We start from the raw sequence: 21,204 nt of genomic DNA on the forward strand, positions 1-21,204 counted from the left end.
CATGAAAGCATCATTCATCCGCATCGCCGAAATCTGGTTGCCCGACCAGGACCACACCCTGCTGGAGTTTGGAGGCGGGCTGTTCGGCCCCGCCAAGGGCTTTGCCGCCGCCACGCGCTCACTGTGCTTCGGCATGGGCGAAGGCCTGCCCGGCCAGGCCTGGGAAGAAGGCCGCCCCATCCTGCTGAAAGAATTTGACAGCCTGCACTTTCGCCGCACGGCCGCCGCCCAGGACGCCGGGCTGAGTTGCGCCATCGCCCTGCCCCTGTTCCTGGGCAGCACCTTGAAGGCCGTGGTGGTGCTGTTTGGCGGCAGCGCCGACGCGCGCGCCGGCGCGATCGAGTTGTGGCACAACAGCCCACGCGTGACCACCGACATGACCCTGGTGGATGGCTACTACGGCACGGCCTCCGATTCGTTCGAGATCCTGTCCAAGGACACCTTCTTGCCACGCGGCACCGGCCTGCCTGGCCTGGCTTGGCAACGTGGCGCTGCCGTGTTCATGGAAAACCTGGGCGCTTCGCCCCGCTTTTTGCGGGGCGCCACCGCCGCCGAAGCCGGCATCACGCGTGGGTTGGGCCTGCCCTGCCCCACCAAGACCGACGAGGTCTACGTTTTGACCTTGCTGTCGGCCCTGGGCACGCCCATCGCGCAGAAGCTGGAAAGCTGGGCGCCTGATGCGACACGTCAGCAGTTGGAGCGCAGCTTCGGGTTTTGCGAAACGCAGGGCAGCCTGTCCTCACCGGCGGAGCCGATTGCCCTGGACTCTACTCAGAACCCCCTGGCCAGCGCCTTCATGACGGGTGTGCCTGCGCTGGGTGACGCCATGATCGCCATCCCGGTCGTGTCTGACGGCGAGGTCAATGAAGTGCTGGCCTTGTACCTTTGACACTGGCGCCAGTTGTCATGGCTCAACCCTGCGGTGCAAGGCCTTGACAAAGTCGGACTGGGTGATGATGCCCACCAGCTTGTTCTTCTCGCCGATGATGGGGATGTGGTGATGCCCGCCTTCTGAGAACAGGGGCATCAGTTCGACCACGTGCCGGTCTGCACTGGCCACGCGCACCTGCCGCGTCATGATCTGGCCGACCACCTCGGGCTTGTCAGAGTGCATGGTGGTGCTGCGTTTGACGAATTCGCGCAACCTCTCGCCAAAGCTTTCATGCACATCAACGTTGGCATGGCGCATGAAGTCAGCCAGGGTGATGATGCCGACGATGCGATTGAGCTTGTCCACCACCGGCAAGGCTTTGACGCCATGCTTGCGCAACAGGGCCCAGGCCTCTTGCAGCGAGGTGCCGAACTCCACCGCAATCAGTTCACGCGACATGATGTCGGCACAACGGATCTCGCCCAGTTGGCGGCGGTAGGCCTCCATCTCGGTTTCCTGCAAGAGGTTTTCCAGGTCATGGCGGCTGATGTCCAGCACTTGGTTGTAGCGGCTCAGCACCACGTCGATGTCGGCCGAGCTGAAGCGCGATTTCGTGGCCGCGTCGCCGGGTGTTCGGGACGCCACTTGCACATGCGGATAACGCCGCCCCGTGGCCGAGTTGTAGACAATGCCCGCCACGACCAACAGCATCGAATTGGCCAGGGCCGGGAACACCGCCCAGTGGAAGGCCGTGGCATGCGTGAGCACCGCGATCAAGGCCATGGCACCACCCGGTGGATGCAGGCAGCGCAGGCTGAACATCAGCGCAATGGCCAGGCTGACCGCCACAGCACCTGCCACGGCAGGATCGCCAATCCAATTGGCGCAAGCAATGCCCACCAGGGCCGACACCGTGTTGCCGCCCACCACCGCCCAGGGCTGCGCCAAGGGGCTGGCCGGCACCCCGAACACCAGCACCGCACTGGCACCAATGGGCGCCACCAGCCAGGGCAGGCTTGACGAGGTGCCCACGATCAGCCGGCTGAGCACGGCCGCAAACAGAACCCCGATCACAGCCCCCACCACCGCGCGCAGACGCTCTTGGGCATTCACCGCGACCGGCGCTGGCCAGAATGCGGCCAACCAGGTGGACAGCCTGGCCATCAAAGGCCGCGAAAGTTCTGATGTGGACGGGGTGGTCATGGGCAGAGGCGCTGACGTTGACTGAGCGGGCGCTCAGCATACCCGCCAGGCGATCAACCCTGCGGCCGACGAAACACGACGGGCGTCACACCCTCCCAGCGCGTGAAAGCCCGCGTGAAGCTGTGCCGATCCTGAAAACCCAGCTTCACGCTGATGGCTTCGATGTCCAGGTCGGTCTCATGCAGGAGCTTGCGCGCCCGTTCATGGCGCACGCGGGTCTGCACCTCGGCAAAGCCTTCGCCTTCTTCCTTCAGGCGCCGCTGCAGGGTGCGCGGGTGCAGGTCCAGCAACAAGGCCACTTCATCCACCTTGGCGCCCAACAGGTCGGTCCGCAAGGACAGCAGTTGCTCGATGCGCGTGGTCAGGGTGCCCTGCTCACTCAGCTTCTTCAGGCGTTGCTCGACCATCAACTGCGCCTGCGCATTGAGCGAAGGAAAACCGCCCTTGAGCGGTTTGTCCAGGCTGCTGGACGCGTTGATCAGGCGGTTCTCGCTCTGGTTGAAGCGCACCGGCACGCCAAAGTAAGAGCCGTACACGCGCGGATCCACTTGCGGACCGTGCTGGAACCAGACCTCGCGCAAGGGGTCTTCGCGCGGCGAGATCATGCGGGCGAACTTGACGATGCAGGTGAGCGCCGCTTCCACCACGCCCGGGTGCACGGGCTCGTCGCCTTCCACCCGCAAGGTCACATTGAAGGTGGCCGCATCTTCCGACGTGGCGATGCGCAGGGCCGGGTGCACGATGTGCGGCATCCAGTCCAGCGCCATCATGCCGGCCCGCAAGGTGGCGCAGGTGGCGATGAAGGTGTCGACCTCGGGGATGGCGTCAAAGCCGTAGGTGTCGCCCAGCACCAGGGGGAAGTAGGCGGTTTCGGTGGCGGCCTCGCACACCTCGAACAAGCGCCGCAAGGCCGCCAGGCTGAGCTTGGACAAATGGCTGTCGAACACCTCGACATTGATCTGCGCGCGGCCAACCGCCTCTTGCATGTTGAAACCACAGCGCGCGCCCGCCTTGGACAAGGTGGACATCACGTAGAAGTTGAGAAAGTCGCCGCCACTCATGACTGCATGCCCATTTCAGCACTAACCCTTGCATCACCCGAAGGTCCTGGAAGCTGAGCATCATGGCATGTCGCCGTCGGTTCCTCGCTGTCGCTGATTGTCATGGCCGCCTCATTGCGTCATTTTTAGACTGAAGCCAGCAGTAGCTACCCAAGAGGACGACAGCATGACGACGCCACACCCCAGCAAACCCGAACACATCGTGCCCCGCGAAAAGCTGGACTTCCAGCTGGACGACAAGCTGCCTCGATTCTGGTTCGGGGGTGATCCGTTCAAGACCCGCGTGTTCGACGGCATGCAGGCCGCTTTTCCGGATGGTGAACGCTACTTCATCACCAGCGTGCGCGCCTTCCGCCACCTCATCACCGACCCCAAGCTGGCGCAGGACGTGCGGGACTTCACCCGCCAGGAAGGCCAGCATGGCATTGCCCACACGCAGTACAACGCCGTGTTGCGCCAGCAAGGCTTGTCGGTGGACGGCCTGGTGGTCGAGGTCAAGAACCTTTTCGACGACTACACGAAGAAATACTCGCCCGCCTACAACCTGGCCCTGACAGCAGCCTTCGAGCACTTCACCGCGATGATGGCCGAATCACTGTTCTCGGAACGGGACGTGATGGCGCCCGCGCACGAGAAAGTGCGCGCCATGTGGGCCTGGCATGCGATTGAAGAAATGGAACACAAGGCCGTGGCCTATGACGTGATGACCAAGGTGGCCAAGGTGGGTTACGTCTTGCGGTGCACGGCGCTGGTTCATGCCATGTACAAGGTCATCAAGGACAGCCTGCGCCTGACCAACCGCTTCTTGCGCGACGATGGCTTCACGCGCACCCAGCGCTTTTTCATGGCGCTGAAAGGCCTGAACTTCTTGTACGGCATCAACGGCCTGTTCTCCAAGAACCTGCTCAAGCTGCTGGCGTACTTCAAGCCCGGCTTCCACCCCTGGCAGCACGCGGTGATCCACAGCTACCCGGTCTGGATCAAGACTTATGAAGAAACCAATGACCCCATGCTGGCAGGCGATGCCTTGTTCAAAGCCGGTCTGGCGTGAAAAAGACAGCGTTTTTTGGTTTCTTCAAATGAATTGAAGATGTTGCACAAGCCTCATGCTGGAGGCCTTGCGAAAGCACCTTCGGTCATGAGCTATCAAATAGAGATCTGGACGCAGACCCGCACTGTGTGCGTGATCCATGAAGGGACCGTGGACCTGTCCGACATGGAGTCGAGTCGCGCCCAGGCCGTGGCGGCTTTGACCGAGCATGGTTTCAGCCGGATGCTGGTCGATACCCGTGCCGTGACTCGCGAACCCACGGTGACAGAACACCACCGCTTTGCTTCAACGCAACCGCTGTACATGCCAATGCACGTCGCGGTGGCTGTGGTGGTGCGCCCTGCCGTCTTTGAATCGCCCCGGGAGTTCGAGAAACTCTCGGTGGACCGGGGCGTTCAGATGAAAGCGTTTGTGGACATCAACGAGGCCCAGGCCTGGTTGATGCGCATCACCAACTGATCAAAGATCAGCCGTTGCCGCTGGCTGGTTCGCGCAGGAAGATCTCCACGCGGCGATTGCGTGAGCGGCCATCTGCACTGCCGTTGTCGGCAATGGGCTCGCGGGCGCCACGGCCTTGCGTGTCAACCCGGGAACTGCCCACACCACGGTCCACCAGGAAAGCTTTGACGCTTTGAGCGCGTTCACGCGACAAGGGCTCGTTCACCGAATCAGAGCCAGTGCTGTCCGTGTGGCCCACGATGTTCACCAGCGTGTTGGGCTGGGTCTTCAGGCCGCTGGCGAATTGCTCCAGCACGCTGCGCAACTCGGGCTTGATGTCGGCGCGGCCCACGTCGAAGGACACATCGGCCGGCACGTTCAGCTTGAGCTGGTTGTCATTGGTGCGGGTCACTTCAACGCCCGTGCCTTGGGTGGCTTGCTCCATGGCGCGCTGTTGCGAATCCATGTGGCGTGACCACACGTTGCCGGCAATCGCGCCCAAAGCGCCGCCGATCAAGGCACCAGTGCCGGCCTTGCCACCCGTGGTGGAGCCGATCACCGCGCCTGTGGCAGCGCCAATGGCGGCGCCCGTGCCAGTGCGGCGTTGGGTGTCGGTCATCTCGGCGCAACCACCCAGCAAGGCGGTCAAGGAAACGATGGCGATGGCGCGCTGAGCAATGCGGCCACGAGCGGGGGATTGGGTCTTGATGTTCATGAGATGGTCTCCGTTTTGAAACGATTGTGAGCCCCGCCCGTGAAAGCGCCCATCAGCGCATGTCGCGCCGTTTTGTAAGACGGCGCTGACAAGCATGCGCCCTCAAACCCCGCCGATGGCCTGCTCGCCGCCCAGGGCATCCACCAGGTCGGGAATCAATTGGCTCAACTCCCCCGTGGCAATGGCGGCATCGGCGTCAAAGGCCTCATCTTTGCTGGCCGCCTTCTGGCCTTCGAACACCACGTCCAGGAAAGTCAATTTCTTGATCTGCATGGTGTCGGTCAACATGAACGAGACGCGACCTTCCCAGCTCATGCCCAGCTTGGTCGGCACCTTGCCGCTGGTGATGTGTTGGCGCACCTCATCGATGTCCAGCAGGTGCCTTGAATAGCGCACCAACGACTTCATCTCGTCGGCCGATTTCAGCTCGCAATCGCGGTCAACCGTGAAGGTGGCAGGCGGCTCGCCGCTGACCAGCCACTCCGACATGGCCACCGCCGACGATTGCTTGGTGTGCAACTGGCTGACGGGGATGGTCTCCAGCGTCTTGACCAGGAAGCTGACCACCTCGTCGGCCTTGCCCTGGCTGCTCGAATCCACCAGCAACAGGCGTTGCTCGGGATCAATCCAGACGTTGATGGACGCCTGCTTGGTGAAGGCCATGGGCAGCAGCTCCAGCATGGCCTGCTCCTTGATCTCCTTGGTTTGCTTCTTGCCGGGCTTGCGGCCGGTGTCTTGCTCGATCTTGGCCGCGATCTCCTCGGCGCGGCGCTTGATCACCGCGCCGGGCAGCACGCGTTGCTCGATCATGAGCTTGAGCAGCAAGTGGCCACCCACTTTTTCAAGCAGGGGCGCGTGCTTGATGCCGCGAGGTTCCACCCAGCCAGACGACTGCTGCTGGGTGGCGCCACATTCCACGAACCGGGCCTTGTACAGGCTTTCTTCCATCTGAGCCACCGAGGCCGACCAATCGGGCCCGATGCGATACACCGTCAAATTCTTGAACACTGGGGTCCTTGTGGTTGATGTCAAACAGGGGGAGCCTGCGGGGGTTTCGGATTATCCCGCCAATGGCCGCCCGCGCTGAAACACTCCCACGCCCATTTCACCCACTTCAGCAGCGAAGCGGACAACCAAAGCGCCCAAAGCAGCATGACCACCCGGTAAACATACACCGGTGCCGAGAAAACCCAGGCCTGGGCCGTGGTGGCGGCAAAGCGGTCGGCGTACCAATGCAGGTGCCCGGCGTCAGAGCCATTGCCCAGCACCATCAAGTCCGGATAACCCAGCAAACCCACCCGCACGGTCTCCAGCAGAACACCCGCTGCCAGCAGGCCCCACAGCGCCACCGTGATCTGCGCGGTGATGAACCAGCGCCTGCTGCTCAAGGCAGGCCCGAATCGACGGCGTGATTCCATCACCAGGAACCAGCCCACCACCACCGCGATGCCGATCAGCGACATCTGGGCAATGCCCAGGCCCAGCAGCACCCAGGACACGGCGCCAAGCGGGGTGAAGCGTGAGCGCCCCAAGCCCCAGGCCACCGCGATGATGACGATCAACACGCCCCAGAAAAGAACCGCGGGGCCAACGGTGGGGCCACCCACGGCCAGCACCACGCGGTCCGTCGGCACGTTGATCGAGGTGCGGTCGTTGACGCCCGCCGCACCCACATTCACGGCCTGGGATTGGAACCACCAGGACATGCCACGCGGCTCGCGCCAATCCAGCTTGACCACGTGGGCGCCGGGCGTGATGGGCACCATGACGGCACCGGCTTGCTGCTGCACCGGCAGCACTTGCCCATCCACGGACACCGCCAGGAGCTCGGCACCAGCAGGCAACTGAAAGCGGTGGTTGCCGCCCTGGCTGGAGCGCAAGGCCGTTTGCGCGGAAACATCGGTGGCACGTGCGCCTGGGTTCAAGCTGGTGTCCACCCGGTCGACCGTGAAGGTCTGGCCCGCCACGCCGCTGGGTTTGGACACGTCAATGGCCACCTGCTCGCCCGGCCAAGGCTGCCAGGTGGGCATCCAGCGTCCGTCCTCCTGGTGCACCACGGGCGCAATGCCCGACAAGGCCACGTGCCATTGCGTGGAGGTGTCCAGCTTCCAGACTTCGATCTGATTCGCTTCCTTGGCGCTGTTCAAGGACAGCTTGGGCGACTCTTTCAAGGTGCTGGCAAAAGCCACCGACTCATTCGCGCCCAACTGCACCGTGGCCACGCCATCCTGCACTTGCACGGCATCGTCGTTGACCGATTCACCATTCACCAGTTGAACCTTGACCCGAAGCGGCGCCAGGCTGGGGGTGATGCGTTGGATGCGCGTCTCGGCCGTCCAGCGCAGGCCCAGGTGGAAGGTGCGTTCCACACGGACAAAGGGTGACAGCGCATCCCGCTGCGTGCCCCGGTCTTCAGATGGGACGGATGATTGCTCACGTGACAAGCTCAGTGCGCCTGAGGCCAGACCGCGGGCGTCCAGGCCGGCCAAGGTCCAGCCCTGGGTTTGTGACTTGACTTCGCGCACCGGCAGGGGCAGCGAGATGTCCACCGCCGAGGCATTGCCCACATCGGCTTCCAGCACGACCTGGCTCACGCCTTGGCTCAAGGCGATCCACAAGGCACCCGCATCATCTCGGCGGATGACCGCAGGCCGGCCATCCACGGTGACGGTGGCTGGCCGCCAGTTCACGCCCTGCCCTGGCAAAGGCATGGTGACATCGGCCAAGGCATGGGCCTCGATGCGCAACTGGATGCGCGAGCCGGTCGCCGCCAACCACAGGCGCGGCACATCGGCACAACGAGGCATGCAGTCGGGGGGCGCGGTCAGCTTGTGGCGCAACTCGTCCAGCAAGGCGCTGGCGGGTGCGGTCACGGGCTCGGCGGGTGTGGGCTCGGCCGCCCGGGCATCGCCCTGTGTCCCCATCAGCAAGGCGGCGCCAACCCAGGCCAACATGGTCGCCAGGGCCGCACCTGGTGCCGGAACAGGCTTGCTGCGCCCCGTGGGCCACCAGGGTGTCTTGCCCACGATGCTCAACAGGGCCGTGACCAGCAAGGCCAGACTGGCCAGGCGCAAGACCACCGTGCCAGCCGGAGGCAAAAGCACCAGCTGCAACGATTGGGCCTGCTGCACCGGCCCTTGCCAAGCCAGCCGATGCGCGTTCCATTGCCAACTGGGCAAGCCCGGCCCCGTCTGCACCTTGGCACCGGGATCCTGCTCGTCCATCCTTGGCGCCGACTTGCGTTCGGACGCTGGCGCGGGCACGACCAGCGACTTGCTCACGCTGTACGCCCGGCTGCTCACAGACGCTGGTGGTGCGCCATCGGCGTCGGGGGCAGGCGCCTCCGCCATGACCGCGTCCACCGCTTCGGAAGCCGCCTGATCGCGCTCTGGCTGTGCCTCGCCCATGGTCTGCCAAGGGCGTTCCAGCGCCGGGTACATCGACAAGCGAACCTGCTGCACGGCATACGGCAGCAGTACCAAGGCGATCAAGCCGGCACAGGCTTTCTCAGCCCAGGTTGACAGCACCAGGAGCCTGCCTGAAGGCAAGACCTTGCTCAGCGCATGGCAGGCCAGCATGATCAGCCACAACGATTGCGGCGCGCCAAGCATGTGCCAGGACAATACCAGTGCCGCTCCCAGCAAAGCACCGCGCTTCCAGCCAAACAATTTGCCTGCGGCCAAAGCACTCAAAAGCACGAAGAAGAAATCCCACAAGGTCCAACGTGACACCCAGGAGCCATCGGCGCTGTCCACACCGCCAGCGTGCAACAAACGCCAACCGGGGGGCAGGTTCAACACCGCCGAGGCCTTGTTGAAATCAACAGCCCAGCCCGATGCGGGCAAGGTGCGCACACCGCCCACCACCCGGCTGTCGGCGCTCAAACGGGCCGCGCCCGTGCGCACTTCCAGGCCATCAGGCCCGGGGTTTTTCAGACGGGTGATCGATTGATCGTCGTCGTTCAGAGCGGCGCGGCCCAGCACGCCAGGCGCGGCCAACTCAAGGCGGGAAGAACGCGACAAGGTGCCGCTGATCTCATCGTGGACGGTGTAGCCCTGCCCGTCGAAATCCAGCCACAGCTCGCGAGCGATGCTCAGGCTGTCGGGGTTGGGCACGGGATTGCCGCGGCGCGTCTGCACCAGCTTCAAGGTGTCGCCCGGCCGAAGTCGGTACGCGGGGTAGGCGCGCCAGGGCTCGGGCATGGCCACCTGCTTGGGGTCCACCGACGCGGCGCCTTCCACGCTCACCAGCCGAACATCGTTGTGCGCGGCAAACGACCAGACCTCATCCTCTGACGCCCCGCCTTTGGGCAAGCTCAAGGCCTGCACCGGCGACATGAGCCGCGCCCGCAACTCGATCGACCAGTTGCCTGGTCGCCCTTGCACCACCAGCTTGCCCTTGTCTTGCAGGCGCACAGGCAAAGGGCTGTCGATGGACTCGGCGACCAGACCCGGCAGCAAGGCCAGGGGCAGCTCGATCTCACGCGCCTTGCCCGAGATGGCGATGTCGTAGTGCGTGGTGATGCGCAAGGGCACCTGGTCGTCCACCAGCCGCGTGGTGTGCACGGTGTGGGCGTCGGTGCTTTTGGCCACTTGCGGGGCTTGCTTCAGCCAGACCCTGCCCTCGGCGTCTGGCGCGCGCGCGACCTGCGCCCCATCCACCCACAAGACCACGCTGCCCACGCCTTTGGGCAACTGCAGGTCTTGCGGCATGTCCTTCCAGGGGATGCTGCCTTCGACCACGTGGCGGCCGGGCGCCAGCAAAGTCACCGGGTGCCCGTCCTCTTCGGAGACCGGCATGGCGCGCCCGTTCGCCTTGACGTCCTGGGGCCAACGTGTGGCCTCGCCTGGCAGCACGACCTGCGAGGCCGAGCCAAACACCTGCACCTCGAAACGGAAGCTGGCGGCCTGCGTGCCGGCACGCAACTCCAACGATGAGGGCCAGACACAGGCCTTGGCCTGGTCACCGTTGTAGGGCGGCGGGCACAGCAAGGCCTCATGGCCATGCATGGCCCAAGGTAACCAGTCTTTCAGACTGGCGGGTACTTCGTTTTTGCCCAAAGGCGCCGCGATCGCCACGCTGCTCAAGAAGCCCGCGATGGCCGCAACCGCCGACCTGGAAATGAAGCGCATACCCACCCCTGTGTTGATCTGCTGCGGACTCTGCCAGAAATCGGTGCGATTTTCCAAATTGAGCGCCTCAGTATCGCTGGCCGATACCAGCGGGCTTGCCCGGCTCCACCTGACAGAGATCGCTTTGCACGCCCTTCAACGCTGGGCACAGTGCGGCCACGTTCTGCTTCAGAACCATGCCAACAGGGAGCTCTCATGCCATCGTCTTCACTTCGATCACGCCACGTTTTGCCAGGGCTGGTGCTACTCATCGCCCTCACTGCCATGGGCTTGCACGGCCCGATCCATCAACTCGCCGATTACCACCATTTTGCCAACCAGCGCGGATGGCTCAGCATCCCCCATGCCGCCGATGTGCTGTCCAACATCGGCTTCGCTCTCGTGGGCCTTTGGGGCTTGTTCCAACTGAACCAGGGCGGGCTGGTGCGCACCCCAGGCCATGCCGGCTACCGCCTGTTCTTCGCCGCCTTGCTGCTCACGGCGCTGGGATCGGGCTGGTATCACCTGGCACCAGACAACGCCCGCCTGGTGTGGGACCGCTTGCCCATCGCTCTAGCGTGTGCCGGGCTGCTGTGGGCCATCTGGCGAGAGCACCTTGGGGCGGGCCGCTGGGTCACCCCGGTGCTGGCTTTGCTGGCCGTGGCCAGCGTGGGTTGGTGGCGTTTCACCGACCTGCTGGGCGCGGACGATTTGCGCCCCTACCTGCTGCTGCAGTTGATGCCCTTGGTGCTGATCCCCATCGTGCAATGGCAAGCCGGGGCGCCTTGGGTGCAGCGCCGGGCCTTTTTGCTGGCCATGGTCTGCTACATGATGGCCAAGGCCTGCGAGCTGGCCGACCACACCATCCTTGACAGCTTGCTGCTGGTGAGCGGGCACACGCTCAAGCACCTGTTGGCCACCGTGGCGGCCGCCCTGGTGTTGCACGCCCGGTTCACTGCGGCGGGGCCAAGGGGGCCAAGAGCGCGTCCAGGTCCGCAGCGCTGAACTTGGGCGTGGCGGCGCCATCGCTGCCCAACACGCCCTCGGCCAGCGCGGCCTTGCGCGACTGCAGCTCGAGGATGCGCTCCTCGATGCTGCCCTCCACCACCAGCTTGTAGACGAACACCGGCTGGTCCTGCCCGATGCGGTGTGCACGGGCCGTGGCCTGCTCTTCCACCGCCGGGTTCCACCAGGGGTCGACGTGGATGACGGTGTCGGCGGCAGTGAGGTTCAGGCCCACACCGCCGGCCTTCAGGCTGACCAGCAAGATGGGCACCTCCTTGTTCTGGAACCGTGCCACCACCTCGCCACGCTTGGAGGGCGGCGTTTGGCCGGTCAAGGCCAGCCACGGCAAGTGCAAGGCATCCAGTTGCTGCTCGATCAGGCCCAGCATCTCGGTGAACTGCGAGAACACCAATACGCGCCGGCCTTCATCGACCAGCTCCGGCAGCATGTCCAGCAACATTTCCAGCTTGGCGCGCTCCATGGTCTTGGGCGTTTGCTCGCCCTTGAGCAGGTAGGGGTCGCAACACACCTGCCGCAGCTTGAGCAAAGCATCCAGGATGGTGATCTGTGCGCCCGCGAAACCTTTGCGCTGCATGACGCGGCGCACCTGTTCGTCGGCCGCCAGGCGCACGCTTTCGTACAGATCGCGCTGGCGGCCTTGCAGCTGCAGGCGCTTGATCACCTCGGTCTTGGGCGGCAGCTCGGTGGCCACGTCCTGCTTGCGGCGGCGCAAGATGAAAGGCCGCACACGCCTGGCCAGCAACTCGGCGCGCAAGGTCTCTCCGCCGACCTCGATCGGCTTGCGCCACAAACGGTGGAAGCTGCGCGAATCCCCCAGAAAGCCCGGCATCAGGAAATCGAACTGCGCCCACAACTCGCCCAGGTGGTTTTCAAGCGGCGTGCCGGTCATGCACAAGCGGTGGCGCGTGTGCAGGCGCCGCACGGCCCGCGCGCTGTGGCTGGAGGCGTTCTTCACCGTTTGCGCTTCGTCCAAGATCACCAGGTGGAAGGGTTGCGCTTCCAGCACGCGGATGTCCCGCCACAGCAAGGGGTAGGTGGTCAAGACGATGTCGTGCTCGGCCATGCGGGCAAAGTCATCGGCACGGCGGGGGCCTTGCAAGGTCAGCACTTTGAGGCCTGGGGCCATGCGCTGGGCCTCGGCCTGCCAGTTGAACACCAGGGAGGTTGGCAGCACCACCAGCACCGGCCGATCAAGCCGCCCGGCTTGCTGCTCGATGAGGATGTGGGCCAGTGCCTGCGCGGTTTTGCCCAGGCCCATGTCGTCGGCCAGGATGCCCGCCAGGTGGTGCTCACGCAGGTACTGCAGCCAGGCCACGCCATGCAATTGGTAGGGCCGCAAGGTGATGGTCAAGCCCGATGGCGCCTCCACCCGCCGAGGCTCGCCCGCACCTTCCAGGCGCCTTGCCAAGGTTTGCAATCCAGCGGCGCCTTGCAATTGCCAGACACCATGCACACCCGCGCGATCAGCCTGGGTGTCGAGCAGGCTCAATCGCAGATCGTCGATGCGGTGAGCGTCCCAGGGCGACAGGCGCAGTGGCCCATCGACGCGCCGTGGATCGGTCAGCAGATCCAGCATGGCGCCCACGATGACCTTGAGCGGTGCAGCCAAAGCGTGGATGCGCTTGCCACCGGGCGCCCGCAGAGAGATCAAGGCCAGATCGTCGATGGCCGCCACCTTGTCGGCATCCAGCCAGCGCGCATCACGGCGCAACAGGTCGGCCAGCAAAGGTGACAGGTCCAGGGTCTGGCCATCAATCTCGACGCCCAGGGACAAGAGCCAGGAGCCTTCGCGCCGGGCCAGGCCCAAGCCATCGGGCAAGGCCGCGCGGCCACGCAGACGAGAGGCCACTTCCTTGCCCAGCACCTCGCCGGTTTCGGCATCGACGATCAGGCGCCAGGCCTCGACGGGCACGCTTTCATGCGCGAAACCGGGGCGCACCACGACCGTCCAACCCTGGGCCTGCAGGCCGGGTGCCTGGTCAGCCCAGAAGTCACCAAAGAATTCTTCCTGCAGCAAGGACCACAGGTGGTCGTGATCGCCCTCCGCGTTGGCCATGCGCCATTGCAAGGCATCGGGCGGCAAGGGGTGAAAGCCCAAAGCGCGGATGGCGTCCAACGCATCGGCCTCGGCACCCAGATCACGCCGCATCGTCACACGCTGGCCACCCGCGTCCTCCAAGGGCTGCATGGGCTTGGGTCGGCTGTTCAGCAGGGCGGTGGGCGCGGGCGCTTCCCAGCGCAGGCCATCGTCGGTGGCATAGGTCCAGTCGATGTGCGCCACGGTCACCGTGCCACCGCGTGGGCCAAACAAGCCTGAAGGCTTCATGCCCAGCAGGCCATCACCACGGCTCAAGGTCTGCAAGGTCAGCCTGGGGCGAAAGTGCCCTTGAACTTCGCCGGCGGCCGCCTGGACCGATTCAAGCAACTCACCCGGAATCGGCTCGTCGGCACTGGCCCGCAGCAAAGCCATCACGCGGGCGGCATCTTCGCCCAGCAAGGGCGGCAGTTGCATCAAGGTGGCCTTGTCGGCCTGGCGGCGCAGCGCGTCTACCCAGGCGCGCACGGCCTCACTGCTGCGGGGACGGCTCACTGAACTGGCCCAGGATCAGGCGCGTGAAATGCACGCTCAATGTGCCCAACTCACCGTACTGGATGGCGATGTCTTCGTTCAAAGGCAGGGTGAAACTGCCTGCGTAAGAGCCAGTGATCACGGCCTGGCCAGCGTGCAAGCCCTGCCCCCGGCTGCGCAAAAACTCGACCAGCCAATACAGCGGCGATCGGGGCAAGCCATTGGGATGGTGCCCCTCGTGCAGGCTCTCAGCGCCGCTGGCCGGGCGCACGCGGATGGGCAGGTCAGTGGCAGCGCTGGACAGCGCGGCATTGACCTCGGGGCCCAGGAACAGGCCCTGGTTGACCAGGCCATCGGCCAGCTTCTCGGCAAAGCTGGCTTGGGCCGCCTCGGCAGAGGTGTAGCGGCTGTCGATCAATTCAAGGGCGATGTGCGTGCGCACGATCGCGTCGTCCACTTCTGCCAGGCTGTAGGGCGCGGCACGTGCCGGCAGGTCTCGGCCCAGGATGAACGCCAGTTCCGGCTCGACCCGCACCTGGCCATCGTGGGCAAAGACCGCGCAGGGACTGTCCGTGTGGACCGTGCGGGCGTAGATGGGGGCGGCCGTCAAGCGGCCTTCCAGGGGCAAGGCACATTTCCAGGCGCCGATGCGCGCCGAGAGGTGCCGGGTGACCTCTGCCTGGATGTCGAAGGCGTCATCCAGAGACCGGGGGCGACAATCCTCTGGCAGGCGCGCCCCTTGCTCACCTGAAGCACGGCGAGCAGCCAGGATGCGGGCCGCATTGAACGCTTTTGAAGACGACCTTGTCATGACGTCCATCGATCCGGAAGCAGGCTCAGCGCTTGCTGGGCAAGACCAGGGCAGCAGCGCCCAAAAGGATGGCGCCCACACTCAGCCAGGTGGGAATGGCCACGGTTTCCTTCTGGCTCATGGACAGTTCGATCGGGCCGATCTTGGCCGCCTGATGCTCTTTGGTGTAGCTCACGCCACCGTACACCAAACCCAGCGTGCCTGCCACGATCAACACAATGCCAATGACCTTGACTGGATTCATGATTCAAATTCTCCCGATGGACGATGTGGTGCCAGAATTCAGCACAAGGCATCTTAAGTCATGCCATTCGCCCTCATAACCCTCTGATCCAGCCGTGAACACCCATCCTCAGCTTCTGGCCATCACCGAGCGCATCCGCCAACGCAGCGCCGTCACGCGGCAGCGCTACCTGCAAGGCATCGAAGACGCTGGCCGATCCAACCAATCGGGCCGCGCGCAGCTGGGCTGTACCAACCTGGCCCATGGCTACGCCGCCGCCGAGCCTGGCGACAAGATCTGGCTGCGCGAACAGCGCAAGCCCAACATCGCCATCGTCTCGTCTTACAACGACATGCTGTCTGCGCACCAGCCGCTGCAGGCCTTTCCTGAATGGATCAAGCAGGCCGCGCGTGAAGCTGGGGCGACCGCGCAATTCGCTGGCGGCGTGCCCGCCATGTGCGATGGCGTCACGCAAGGCCAGCCCGGCATGGAGCTGTCACTGTTCTCGCGCGACGTGATCGCCATGTCCACGGCGGTGGCCTTGTCACACAACATGTTCGACGCCGTGCTATGCCTGGGCGTGTGCGACAAGATCGTGCCCGGCCTGTTGATCGGTGCCCTGAGCTTTGGCCACCTGCCCACCATCTTCGTGCCCGCCGGCCCCATGGGCTCGGGCTTGCCCAATGCCGAGAAAGCCAAGGTTCGCCAGAAGTTCGCGGCGGGCGAGATCGGCAAGGAAGCCTTGCTGGAAGCCGAAGAGAAGTCCTACCACTCGGCGGGCACCTGCACTTTTTACGGCACCGCCAACAGCAACCAGATGCTGATGGAAGTGATGGGCCTGCACCTGCCTGGATCGGCCTTTGTTTCGCCCAACACGCCGCTGCGCGAGGCCTTGACGCGCGAGGCCGCGCGCCGCGTCGCCAGCATCACGCACCTGGGCAGCCACCACATCCCGCTGGGCAAGGTCATTGATGAAGAGGCCATCGTCAACGGCATCGTCGGCCTGCTGTCCACCGGCGGCTCCACCAACCATACCTTGCACCTGGTGGCCATCGCCCGGGCGGCAGGCGTCATCATCGACTGGGATGACTTTGATGCCCTGTCCAACATCGTGCCGCTGCTGGCCCGTGTGTACCCGAATGGTTATGCCGACGTCAACGAGTTCCACATGGCTGGCGGCATGGCCTTCCTGATCCGCGAGTTGCTGGACGCCGGCCTGCTGCACCCCCAGGTGTTGACCGCCATGGGCCGGGGCCTGCATCACTACACGCAAACGCCCATGCTGCACAACGAGCAAGTGCATTGGCAAGCCGTGCCACCTGACAGCGGTGATGCGACGGTGCTGGCACCCTTCGCCACGCCCTTCTCTCAAGATGGCGGGCTCAAGGTGCTGAATGGCAACCTGGGCCGATCGGTGATCAAGGTGTCTGCCGTCAAGCCAGAGCATCGCCTGATCGAAGCGCCCGCCGTGGTCTTTGACCAGCAGGAAGACTTGATTGAGGCCTACAAGCGCGGCGAGCTGGAGCGCAGCTTCGTGGCCGTGGTGCGCTTTCAGGGGCCACGCGCCAATGGCATGCCCGAGCTTCATTCGCTCACCCCCACCCTGGCCAACCTGCAGGACAAGGGCTTTCATGTGGCCCTGGTCACCGATGGCCGCATGTCGGGCGCCTCGGGCAAGGTGCCCTCCGCCATCCACATCACGCCCGAAGTCCTGGCTGGCGGCCCGCTGGGCAAGGTGCGCGATGGCGACATCATCCGCCTGGATGCCGACACCGGCATCTTGACTGCCCTGGTCGATGAAGAGGAATGGGCACTGCGTGAAACCCCGGTGCATGATCTGTCCGCCAACACGCATGGCAGCGGCCGTGAGCTGTTCGGTACCTTCCGCCATGCCGTCACCGGCGCCGAGCAAGGCGCCATGTCTTTTGGCCTACCCCACGTCAATCCATGAGCAACAAGAACCACATGCTGGCGGCCGTGATGCGCCTGAGTCCCGTGATCCCCGTGCTGGTGATCCACCGCACCGCCGACGCCGTGCCCATGGCCCGCGCTTTGCTGGCAGGCGGCTTGAAGGTGCTGGAGATCACCCTGCGCACCCCCAACGCGCTGGAAGTGATCGAAACCCTGGCCCGCGAAGTGCCCGAAGCCGTGATCGCCGCGGGCACCGTGACCACCGCCAAGCAATGGGATGACGTTGCGCGCGCGGGGGCTCAGTTCGCGGTGTCACCCGGGCTGACCCCGGCGTTGGCCCAGTTCGCCCAGAAGGCAGCCATTCCGCTGCTGCCGGGTGTGGCCACGGCCAGCGAGTTGATGACCGCGATGGACGCGGGCTTCGAGTGCTTCAAGTTCTTCCCGGCCCAGCAAGCTGGCGGCGTGGCCATGCTCAAGGCCCTGGCCGGACCATTCGCCGATGCGCTGTTTTGCCCCACGGGCGGCATCACGGTCGAAACCGCCCCCAGCTTCCTGGCCTTGCCCAACGTGGCCTGCGTGGGTGGCTCATGGCTGGCGCCTGCCGCGGTGGTGGAAGCGGGTGACTGGTCGGCCATCGAGGTGCTGGCCCACGCCTCCAGCGGGCTGGGCCGACTGACTTGCTGAACCGCGATCAAGCCGCCACCAGCAAGGTCTCGGCAAAGGGCCAGCCCTGGTCAATCCATTGGCCGGCCGCGGTGAAGCCAGCCTGGCCCCCCATGGCCAGCACGTCAGCCGCCAGGTACTTGCGGCTGATCTCGGTCCAGATGGTTTCGCCCACCTCGAACTCAACCCTCAGGCCTGCACCAGGGATGTCCACCGACTGCCTGATGCGCGACCGGATGTGCATCTCGATGGCACTAGTCTCAAGGTTGAAGCGCGCCTCGTGCTGGAACTGCTGCAGATCAAAATGGGCGCCCAACTCCCGGTTGATGCGCACCAGCAGGTTCAGGTTGAATGCTGCGGTGATGCCCAAGGCATCGTCGTAAGCATTGATCAACGCTGGCGTCGGCTTGACCAGGTCGGTGCCCAGCAGCAAGGCATCGCCCGGGCGCATCATCTTGCGCACCTCACCCAGAAATCGCTGGGCATCGGGCCGCGCAAAATTGCCAATGGTGCTGCCCAGAAACAGCACCAGCATGGGCGATTCACCCTGGCGCATGGCGGTGATCTGTTGCAGGCCGGGCAGGTATTCACGCTCGATGCCCAGCACCTTCACCCCTGGGATGTCGCTCAGTTCGCGGCTGCAATGCGCCAAGGCCGTGGCCGAGATCTCGATGGGGTAGTAAGTGCACGGTTGACGACGGGCACACGCCTCCAGGATCCAGCGGGTCTTGCGGCCGCTGCCGCTGCCCAGCTCCACCACGGTGCCCACGGGGCCCAGGCTCATCAGCACGTCCTGGGCATGCGTCTTGATCAAGCGCTCGTCCGCGCGGGTCAGGCCATATTCCGGCAGATGCGTGATGACCTCGAACAAGGCCGACCCGACCGCGTCGTACAGGTACTTGGACGGCAGTGTTTTCTGGGGCGATTGCGTCAAACCACCATAGACATCGGTGGCAAACGCATCGGCCTGGGCGGGGGTGGGTGCGGTGGGGTGGGTCATGCCGGTGGTCTTTCTGTTTTGAGATCAATCTGCACTGACGCAACGCAAGCCTGCGTAGACGTGCTGGTAGTGCGCTTGAAACCAGTTGCGAAACGAGGGCCTGAGCATGCAGGCGGCTGTCCGAGGTGAGCCGCCCTTCAACACGAAGTGTTGCCCATCAAAGAAATCTTTGGAATACCCTGGGTAAAACGGAAAGGCCTCAAAACCTTCGGCGGGCTCGAAGGCACTGCGGGTCCACTCCCAACCATTGCCGTACATGCCCACCACGCCAAAGCCACTGACCTGCTGGCAGGCCTGCACGGGCTCGGGATCCCAACGGCGGAAGTCGGCGTTGCACTGCCCGACCTGCAGTGGCTGGGCACCCAATGCCGCCCGCATCCACTGTGCCTCGGTGGGCAAAGCCTTGCCGGCCCAACGCGCATAGGCACTGGCCTCGGCATGGCTGACGTACACCGGCCAATCCAAGGGCAAAGGCAACTCCTGGTGCATGGTCCGCAGCCACCAGCCATCGCGTTCGCAGCGCCAGAACGCAGGTTGCCTGATGCCCTGGCTCTCACGCCAGGCCCAGTCTTGAGGTTTCCAGCATTCAGCGCGTTCGTAGCCGCCATCGGCCATGAAGGCCAGGTATTGGCCATTGGTGACCATGTGTTGATCGATGGCAAAGGCCGGCACCGCGACCTCGTGCGCCGGGAACTCGTTGTCCCACCCAAACGCCTGCGCCTTGCTTCGAGATTCCCCCAAGATCACCGTTCCGGAGGGAATGCTGACCATGCTGGTTGGCAGTGCTGACCGGGCGGGCGCCGCCTGGGCGCCCAAAGACGCCTCTTCCTCGCGCAGCGAACCCACCGGCAAACGGTGCAGCATGTAGGCCAGGGTTTCAGCGTGCATCAAACGGTGCTCGATGGCCACATTGAGCAAGCAGGCGGCATCGAAGTGGCGTCCACCGCCACCGGCCCAGGGCCCTGGCCAGCTCACCGGCAAAGTGCACACGAGTTCGTCCAGCGCTTCGCGAACCGCATCGCGGTAGGCGTGGATGTCCTGCAGATCTGGCCAGTCGCTCGGCACATCTTGCGGTAAACCGGTGCCCACCGGGTCAATGCCAAACGCGAACAACTGGTTGAAGCCGGCGTTGACCGACGCACTGACCGCCCGCCGGGTGGTCAGCAGGTTCCAGTCAAAGGCTTCCAGGTGCCCCAGGTAAAAGACGATGCGGTGCCGCTCGGCAATCGGGCGCTGGTACAGCACTTGGGGTGACAGGCTGCTGAACAAGGCATCGGTGATCGAACGGGCCTCTTGCCAGCGCGCCAGAAGCTGCGGCCGAACGTCGGGACGATCAAGGGCAATCAGTTCTTCGCGGTTCATGGCACGTGAGCAAGGGCGGGTGGCGCCCACCATAACCGAAGTACAGTTGCACCGTCGATGACAGGGGTCATCAGGAGGACAACATGAAAGCCATCTGGAACGGCGTGATCGTCGCCGAAAGTGACGACATCGTGGTGGTTGAAGGCAACCATTATTTCCCCGAGAGCGCGCTCAAGCGCGGGTACGTGCTGTCCAGCAATCGACGTACCATGTGCTCGTGGAAGGGCGAGGCCAGCTACTACACTTTGTTCGTGGATGGCGATGCCAACCAGGACGCGGTCTGGTACTACCCCAACCCCAAGGAAGCGGCCGAAGAGATCAAGGGCCGCGTGGCCTTCATGCGCGGCGTCTCGATCGAAGATTGACCAACGTCAGGCGGCCAGGGCCTTCTGGCCCGAAGGCGCGTCATCCAGTTCGGTCTCGCGCCATTTGATCGAGCACCCGATGCTAGGGTATTGGTCGCCCGGGCCATAGCCGTAATAGGCGATCAGGCGCATGGCGTCGAACAATTCACGCGGGGCGTCTTCAGGGGCGGGTTCGCGACCGGAAGCGTCCAGGCGGCCACGGTAGTGCAGGCAGCCACCACCGTCGAAGGCGTAGAAATCAGGGGTGCAAACGGCCCCATATGCGCGCGCCACTTCCTGCGTGTCGTCGTGCAGGTATTGGAACGGGAAATCCATCTCGGCAGCGAGGCGCTGCATGTTCTCGAAACTGTCCTCCGGGTAGGTGGAATCGTCGTTCGAGTTGATGGCGATGGTGTTCACGCCCAAAGGCAGCAACTCACGGGCATCGCGGATGATGCGCGGCAACACGGCCTTCACATAAGGGCAGTGGTTGCAGATGAAGATGACCAGCGTGCCATGTCGGCCTGACAGCTCCTTGAGTGTGTGCATCTTGCCGTCCACGCCCTTGAGGCGGAATGGGGCAGCGTGCCAGCCAAGGTCAGCGATGGGGGTCGTCACAGCCATGAATATCTCCTTAACTCGTCGGTTGACAATTAAGCGGCCATGCGCAGGTTGAGCACATGGTCAGCGATTCGGGCGATGTCGGTAAACACGCCGTCGGGTTGGGAATCTTCAATGGGTTGTCCGCCGTTGTAGCCGTAGGGAACGGCCCAGGCAGCAACGCCAGCACGCTGGGCGGTCTCCACATCGATCGAGGAGTCGCCCACATGCGCTGTGTGTGATTT

Annotated in this window: 18 protein-coding genes and 1 pseudogene; 7 read left to right on the top strand and 12 right to left on the bottom strand. The window is 64.3% G+C overall.

Annotated features, from left to right (window positions below):
* A partial coding sequence (locus Q7V20_RS24200) for a GAF domain-containing protein (RefSeq protein WP_304796878.1) occupies window positions 1-889 on the top strand: 889 nt, incomplete at its 5' end.
* 15 nt (window positions 890-904) lie between these two features.
* Here Q7V20_RS24200 and Q7V20_RS24205 read toward each other — a convergent pair.
* A complete protein-coding gene (locus Q7V20_RS24205) occupies window positions 905-2,074 on the bottom strand; it encodes an HPP family protein (RefSeq protein WP_370652566.1) in 1,170 nt (389 codons plus the stop codon).
* 53 nt (window positions 2,075-2,127) lie between these two features.
* Window positions 2,128-3,135, bottom strand: coding sequence for an AraC family transcriptional regulator (locus tag Q7V20_RS24210; protein ID WP_304796880.1), 1,008 nt, complete (start codon window positions 3,133-3,135; stop codon window positions 2,128-2,130).
* A 166-nt stretch (window positions 3,136-3,301) separates the two neighbouring features.
* Between Q7V20_RS24210 and Q7V20_RS24215 the strand changes: the two genes are divergently transcribed.
* Together Q7V20_RS24215 and Q7V20_RS24220 are read left to right on the top strand one after the other, a co-directional pair.
* The gene (locus Q7V20_RS24215; RefSeq protein ID WP_304796883.1) at window positions 3,302-4,186 is read left to right on the top strand and encodes a metal-dependent hydrolase; all 885 of its coding nucleotides are present in this window, start codon (window positions 3,302-3,304) and stop codon (window positions 4,184-4,186) included.
* Window positions 4,187-4,273: 87 nt separating this feature from the next.
* Window positions 4,274-4,645, top strand: a complete 372-nt coding sequence (locus Q7V20_RS24220) for a hypothetical protein (protein ID WP_304796885.1) — start codon at window positions 4,274-4,276, stop codon at window positions 4,643-4,645.
* 7 nt (window positions 4,646-4,652) lie between these two features.
* Here the strand turns inward: Q7V20_RS24220 and Q7V20_RS24225 are convergent, their stop codons facing one another.
* The 3 genes from Q7V20_RS24225 to Q7V20_RS24235 all read right to left on the bottom strand — a co-directional run bounded on the left by Q7V20_RS24225 (window position 4,653) and on the right by Q7V20_RS24235 (window position 10,471).
* Window positions 4,653-5,339: an OmpA family protein gene (locus tag Q7V20_RS24225; protein WP_304796888.1), complete on the bottom strand. Its 687-nt coding sequence runs from the start codon at window positions 5,337-5,339 to the stop codon at window positions 4,653-4,655.
* 102 nt (window positions 5,340-5,441) lie between these two features.
* Entirely contained in the window at window positions 5,442-6,347 is a 906-nt protein-coding gene (locus Q7V20_RS24230; protein WP_304796891.1) for a recombination-associated protein RdgC, read from the bottom strand.
* A gap of 20 nt (window positions 6,348-6,367) precedes the next feature.
* Entirely contained in the window at window positions 6,368-10,471 is a 4,104-nt protein-coding gene (locus Q7V20_RS24235) for a hypothetical protein (RefSeq protein ID WP_304796894.1), read from the bottom strand.
* A 195-nt stretch (window positions 10,472-10,666) separates the two neighbouring features.
* On the opposite strand from Q7V20_RS24235, the gene Q7V20_RS24240 reads away from it, so the two are divergent.
* Complete coding sequence (locus Q7V20_RS24240) at window positions 10,667-11,455, top strand: hypothetical protein (RefSeq protein WP_304796897.1); 789 nt, start codon at window positions 10,667-10,669, stop codon at window positions 11,453-11,455.
* Here Q7V20_RS24240 and Q7V20_RS24245 read toward each other — a convergent pair.
* Genes Q7V20_RS24245 through Q7V20_RS24255 form a run of 3 tightly spaced genes read right to left on the bottom strand, consistent with a single transcriptional unit; the run spans window position 11,403 to window position 15,100 of the window.
* Complete coding sequence (locus Q7V20_RS24245) at window positions 11,403-13,988, bottom strand: DEAD/DEAH box helicase (protein ID WP_304796926.1); 2,586 nt, start codon at window positions 13,986-13,988, stop codon at window positions 11,403-11,405. The genes Q7V20_RS24240 and Q7V20_RS24245 overlap by 53 nt on opposite strands.
* A gap of 55 nt (window positions 13,989-14,043) precedes the next feature.
* On the bottom strand, window positions 14,044-14,856 hold the full coding sequence (locus Q7V20_RS24250; RefSeq protein ID WP_304796900.1) for a fumarylacetoacetate hydrolase family protein: 813 nt from the start codon (window positions 14,854-14,856) through the stop codon (window positions 14,044-14,046).
* A 25-nt stretch (window positions 14,857-14,881) separates the two neighbouring features.
* Entirely contained in the window at window positions 14,882-15,100 is a 219-nt protein-coding gene (locus Q7V20_RS24255) for a hypothetical protein (RefSeq protein ID WP_304796903.1), read from the bottom strand.
* Between the two features lie 94 nt (window positions 15,101-15,194).
* On the opposite strand from Q7V20_RS24255, the gene edd reads away from it, so the two are divergent.
* A complete protein-coding gene (edd, locus tag Q7V20_RS24260) occupies window positions 15,195-17,030 on the top strand; it encodes a phosphogluconate dehydratase (protein ID WP_304796905.1) in 1,836 nt (611 codons plus the stop codon).
* Window positions 17,027-17,674, top strand: coding sequence for a bifunctional 4-hydroxy-2-oxoglutarate aldolase/2-dehydro-3-deoxy-phosphogluconate aldolase (locus Q7V20_RS24265; protein ID WP_304796908.1), 648 nt, complete (start codon window positions 17,027-17,029; stop codon window positions 17,672-17,674). Before edd ends, Q7V20_RS24265 begins: the two co-directional genes overlap by 4 nt.
* A 7-nt stretch (window positions 17,675-17,681) precedes the next feature.
* On the opposite strand, the gene egtD is transcribed toward Q7V20_RS24265, so the two are convergent.
* Entirely contained in the window at window positions 17,682-18,653 is a 972-nt protein-coding gene (egtD, locus tag Q7V20_RS24270; protein ID WP_304796912.1) for an L-histidine N(alpha)-methyltransferase, read from the bottom strand.
* 24 nt (window positions 18,654-18,677) lie between these two features.
* On the bottom strand, window positions 18,678-20,015 hold the full coding sequence (locus Q7V20_RS24275; protein WP_304796914.1) for an SUMF1/EgtB/PvdO family nonheme iron enzyme: 1,338 nt from the start codon (window positions 20,013-20,015) through the stop codon (window positions 18,678-18,680).
* Window positions 20,016-20,098: 83 nt separating this feature from the next.
* Here Q7V20_RS24275 and Q7V20_RS24280 point away from each other — a divergent pair, with 83 nt between their 5' ends.
* Window positions 20,099-20,380 carry a DUF427 domain-containing protein gene (locus Q7V20_RS24280; protein ID WP_304796917.1) on the top strand — a complete coding sequence of 94 codons (282 nt, stop codon included), beginning with the start codon at window positions 20,099-20,101 and terminating at the stop codon, window positions 20,378-20,380.
* A gap of 6 nt (window positions 20,381-20,386) precedes the next feature.
* Here Q7V20_RS24280 and Q7V20_RS24285 read toward each other — a convergent pair whose 3' ends face one another.
* A complete protein-coding gene (locus Q7V20_RS24285) occupies window positions 20,387-20,983 on the bottom strand; it encodes a thioredoxin family protein (RefSeq protein WP_304796920.1) in 597 nt (198 codons plus the stop codon).
* Window positions 20,984-21,012: 29 nt separating this feature from the next.
* A pseudogene (locus Q7V20_RS24290) lies at window positions 21,013-21,204 on the bottom strand (phosphoglycolate phosphatase); the annotation flags it as partial.

This window comes from Aquabacterium sp. (assembly GCF_030652515.1).
Taxonomy (GTDB): domain Bacteria; phylum Pseudomonadota; class Gammaproteobacteria; order Burkholderiales; family Burkholderiaceae_C; genus Aquabacterium.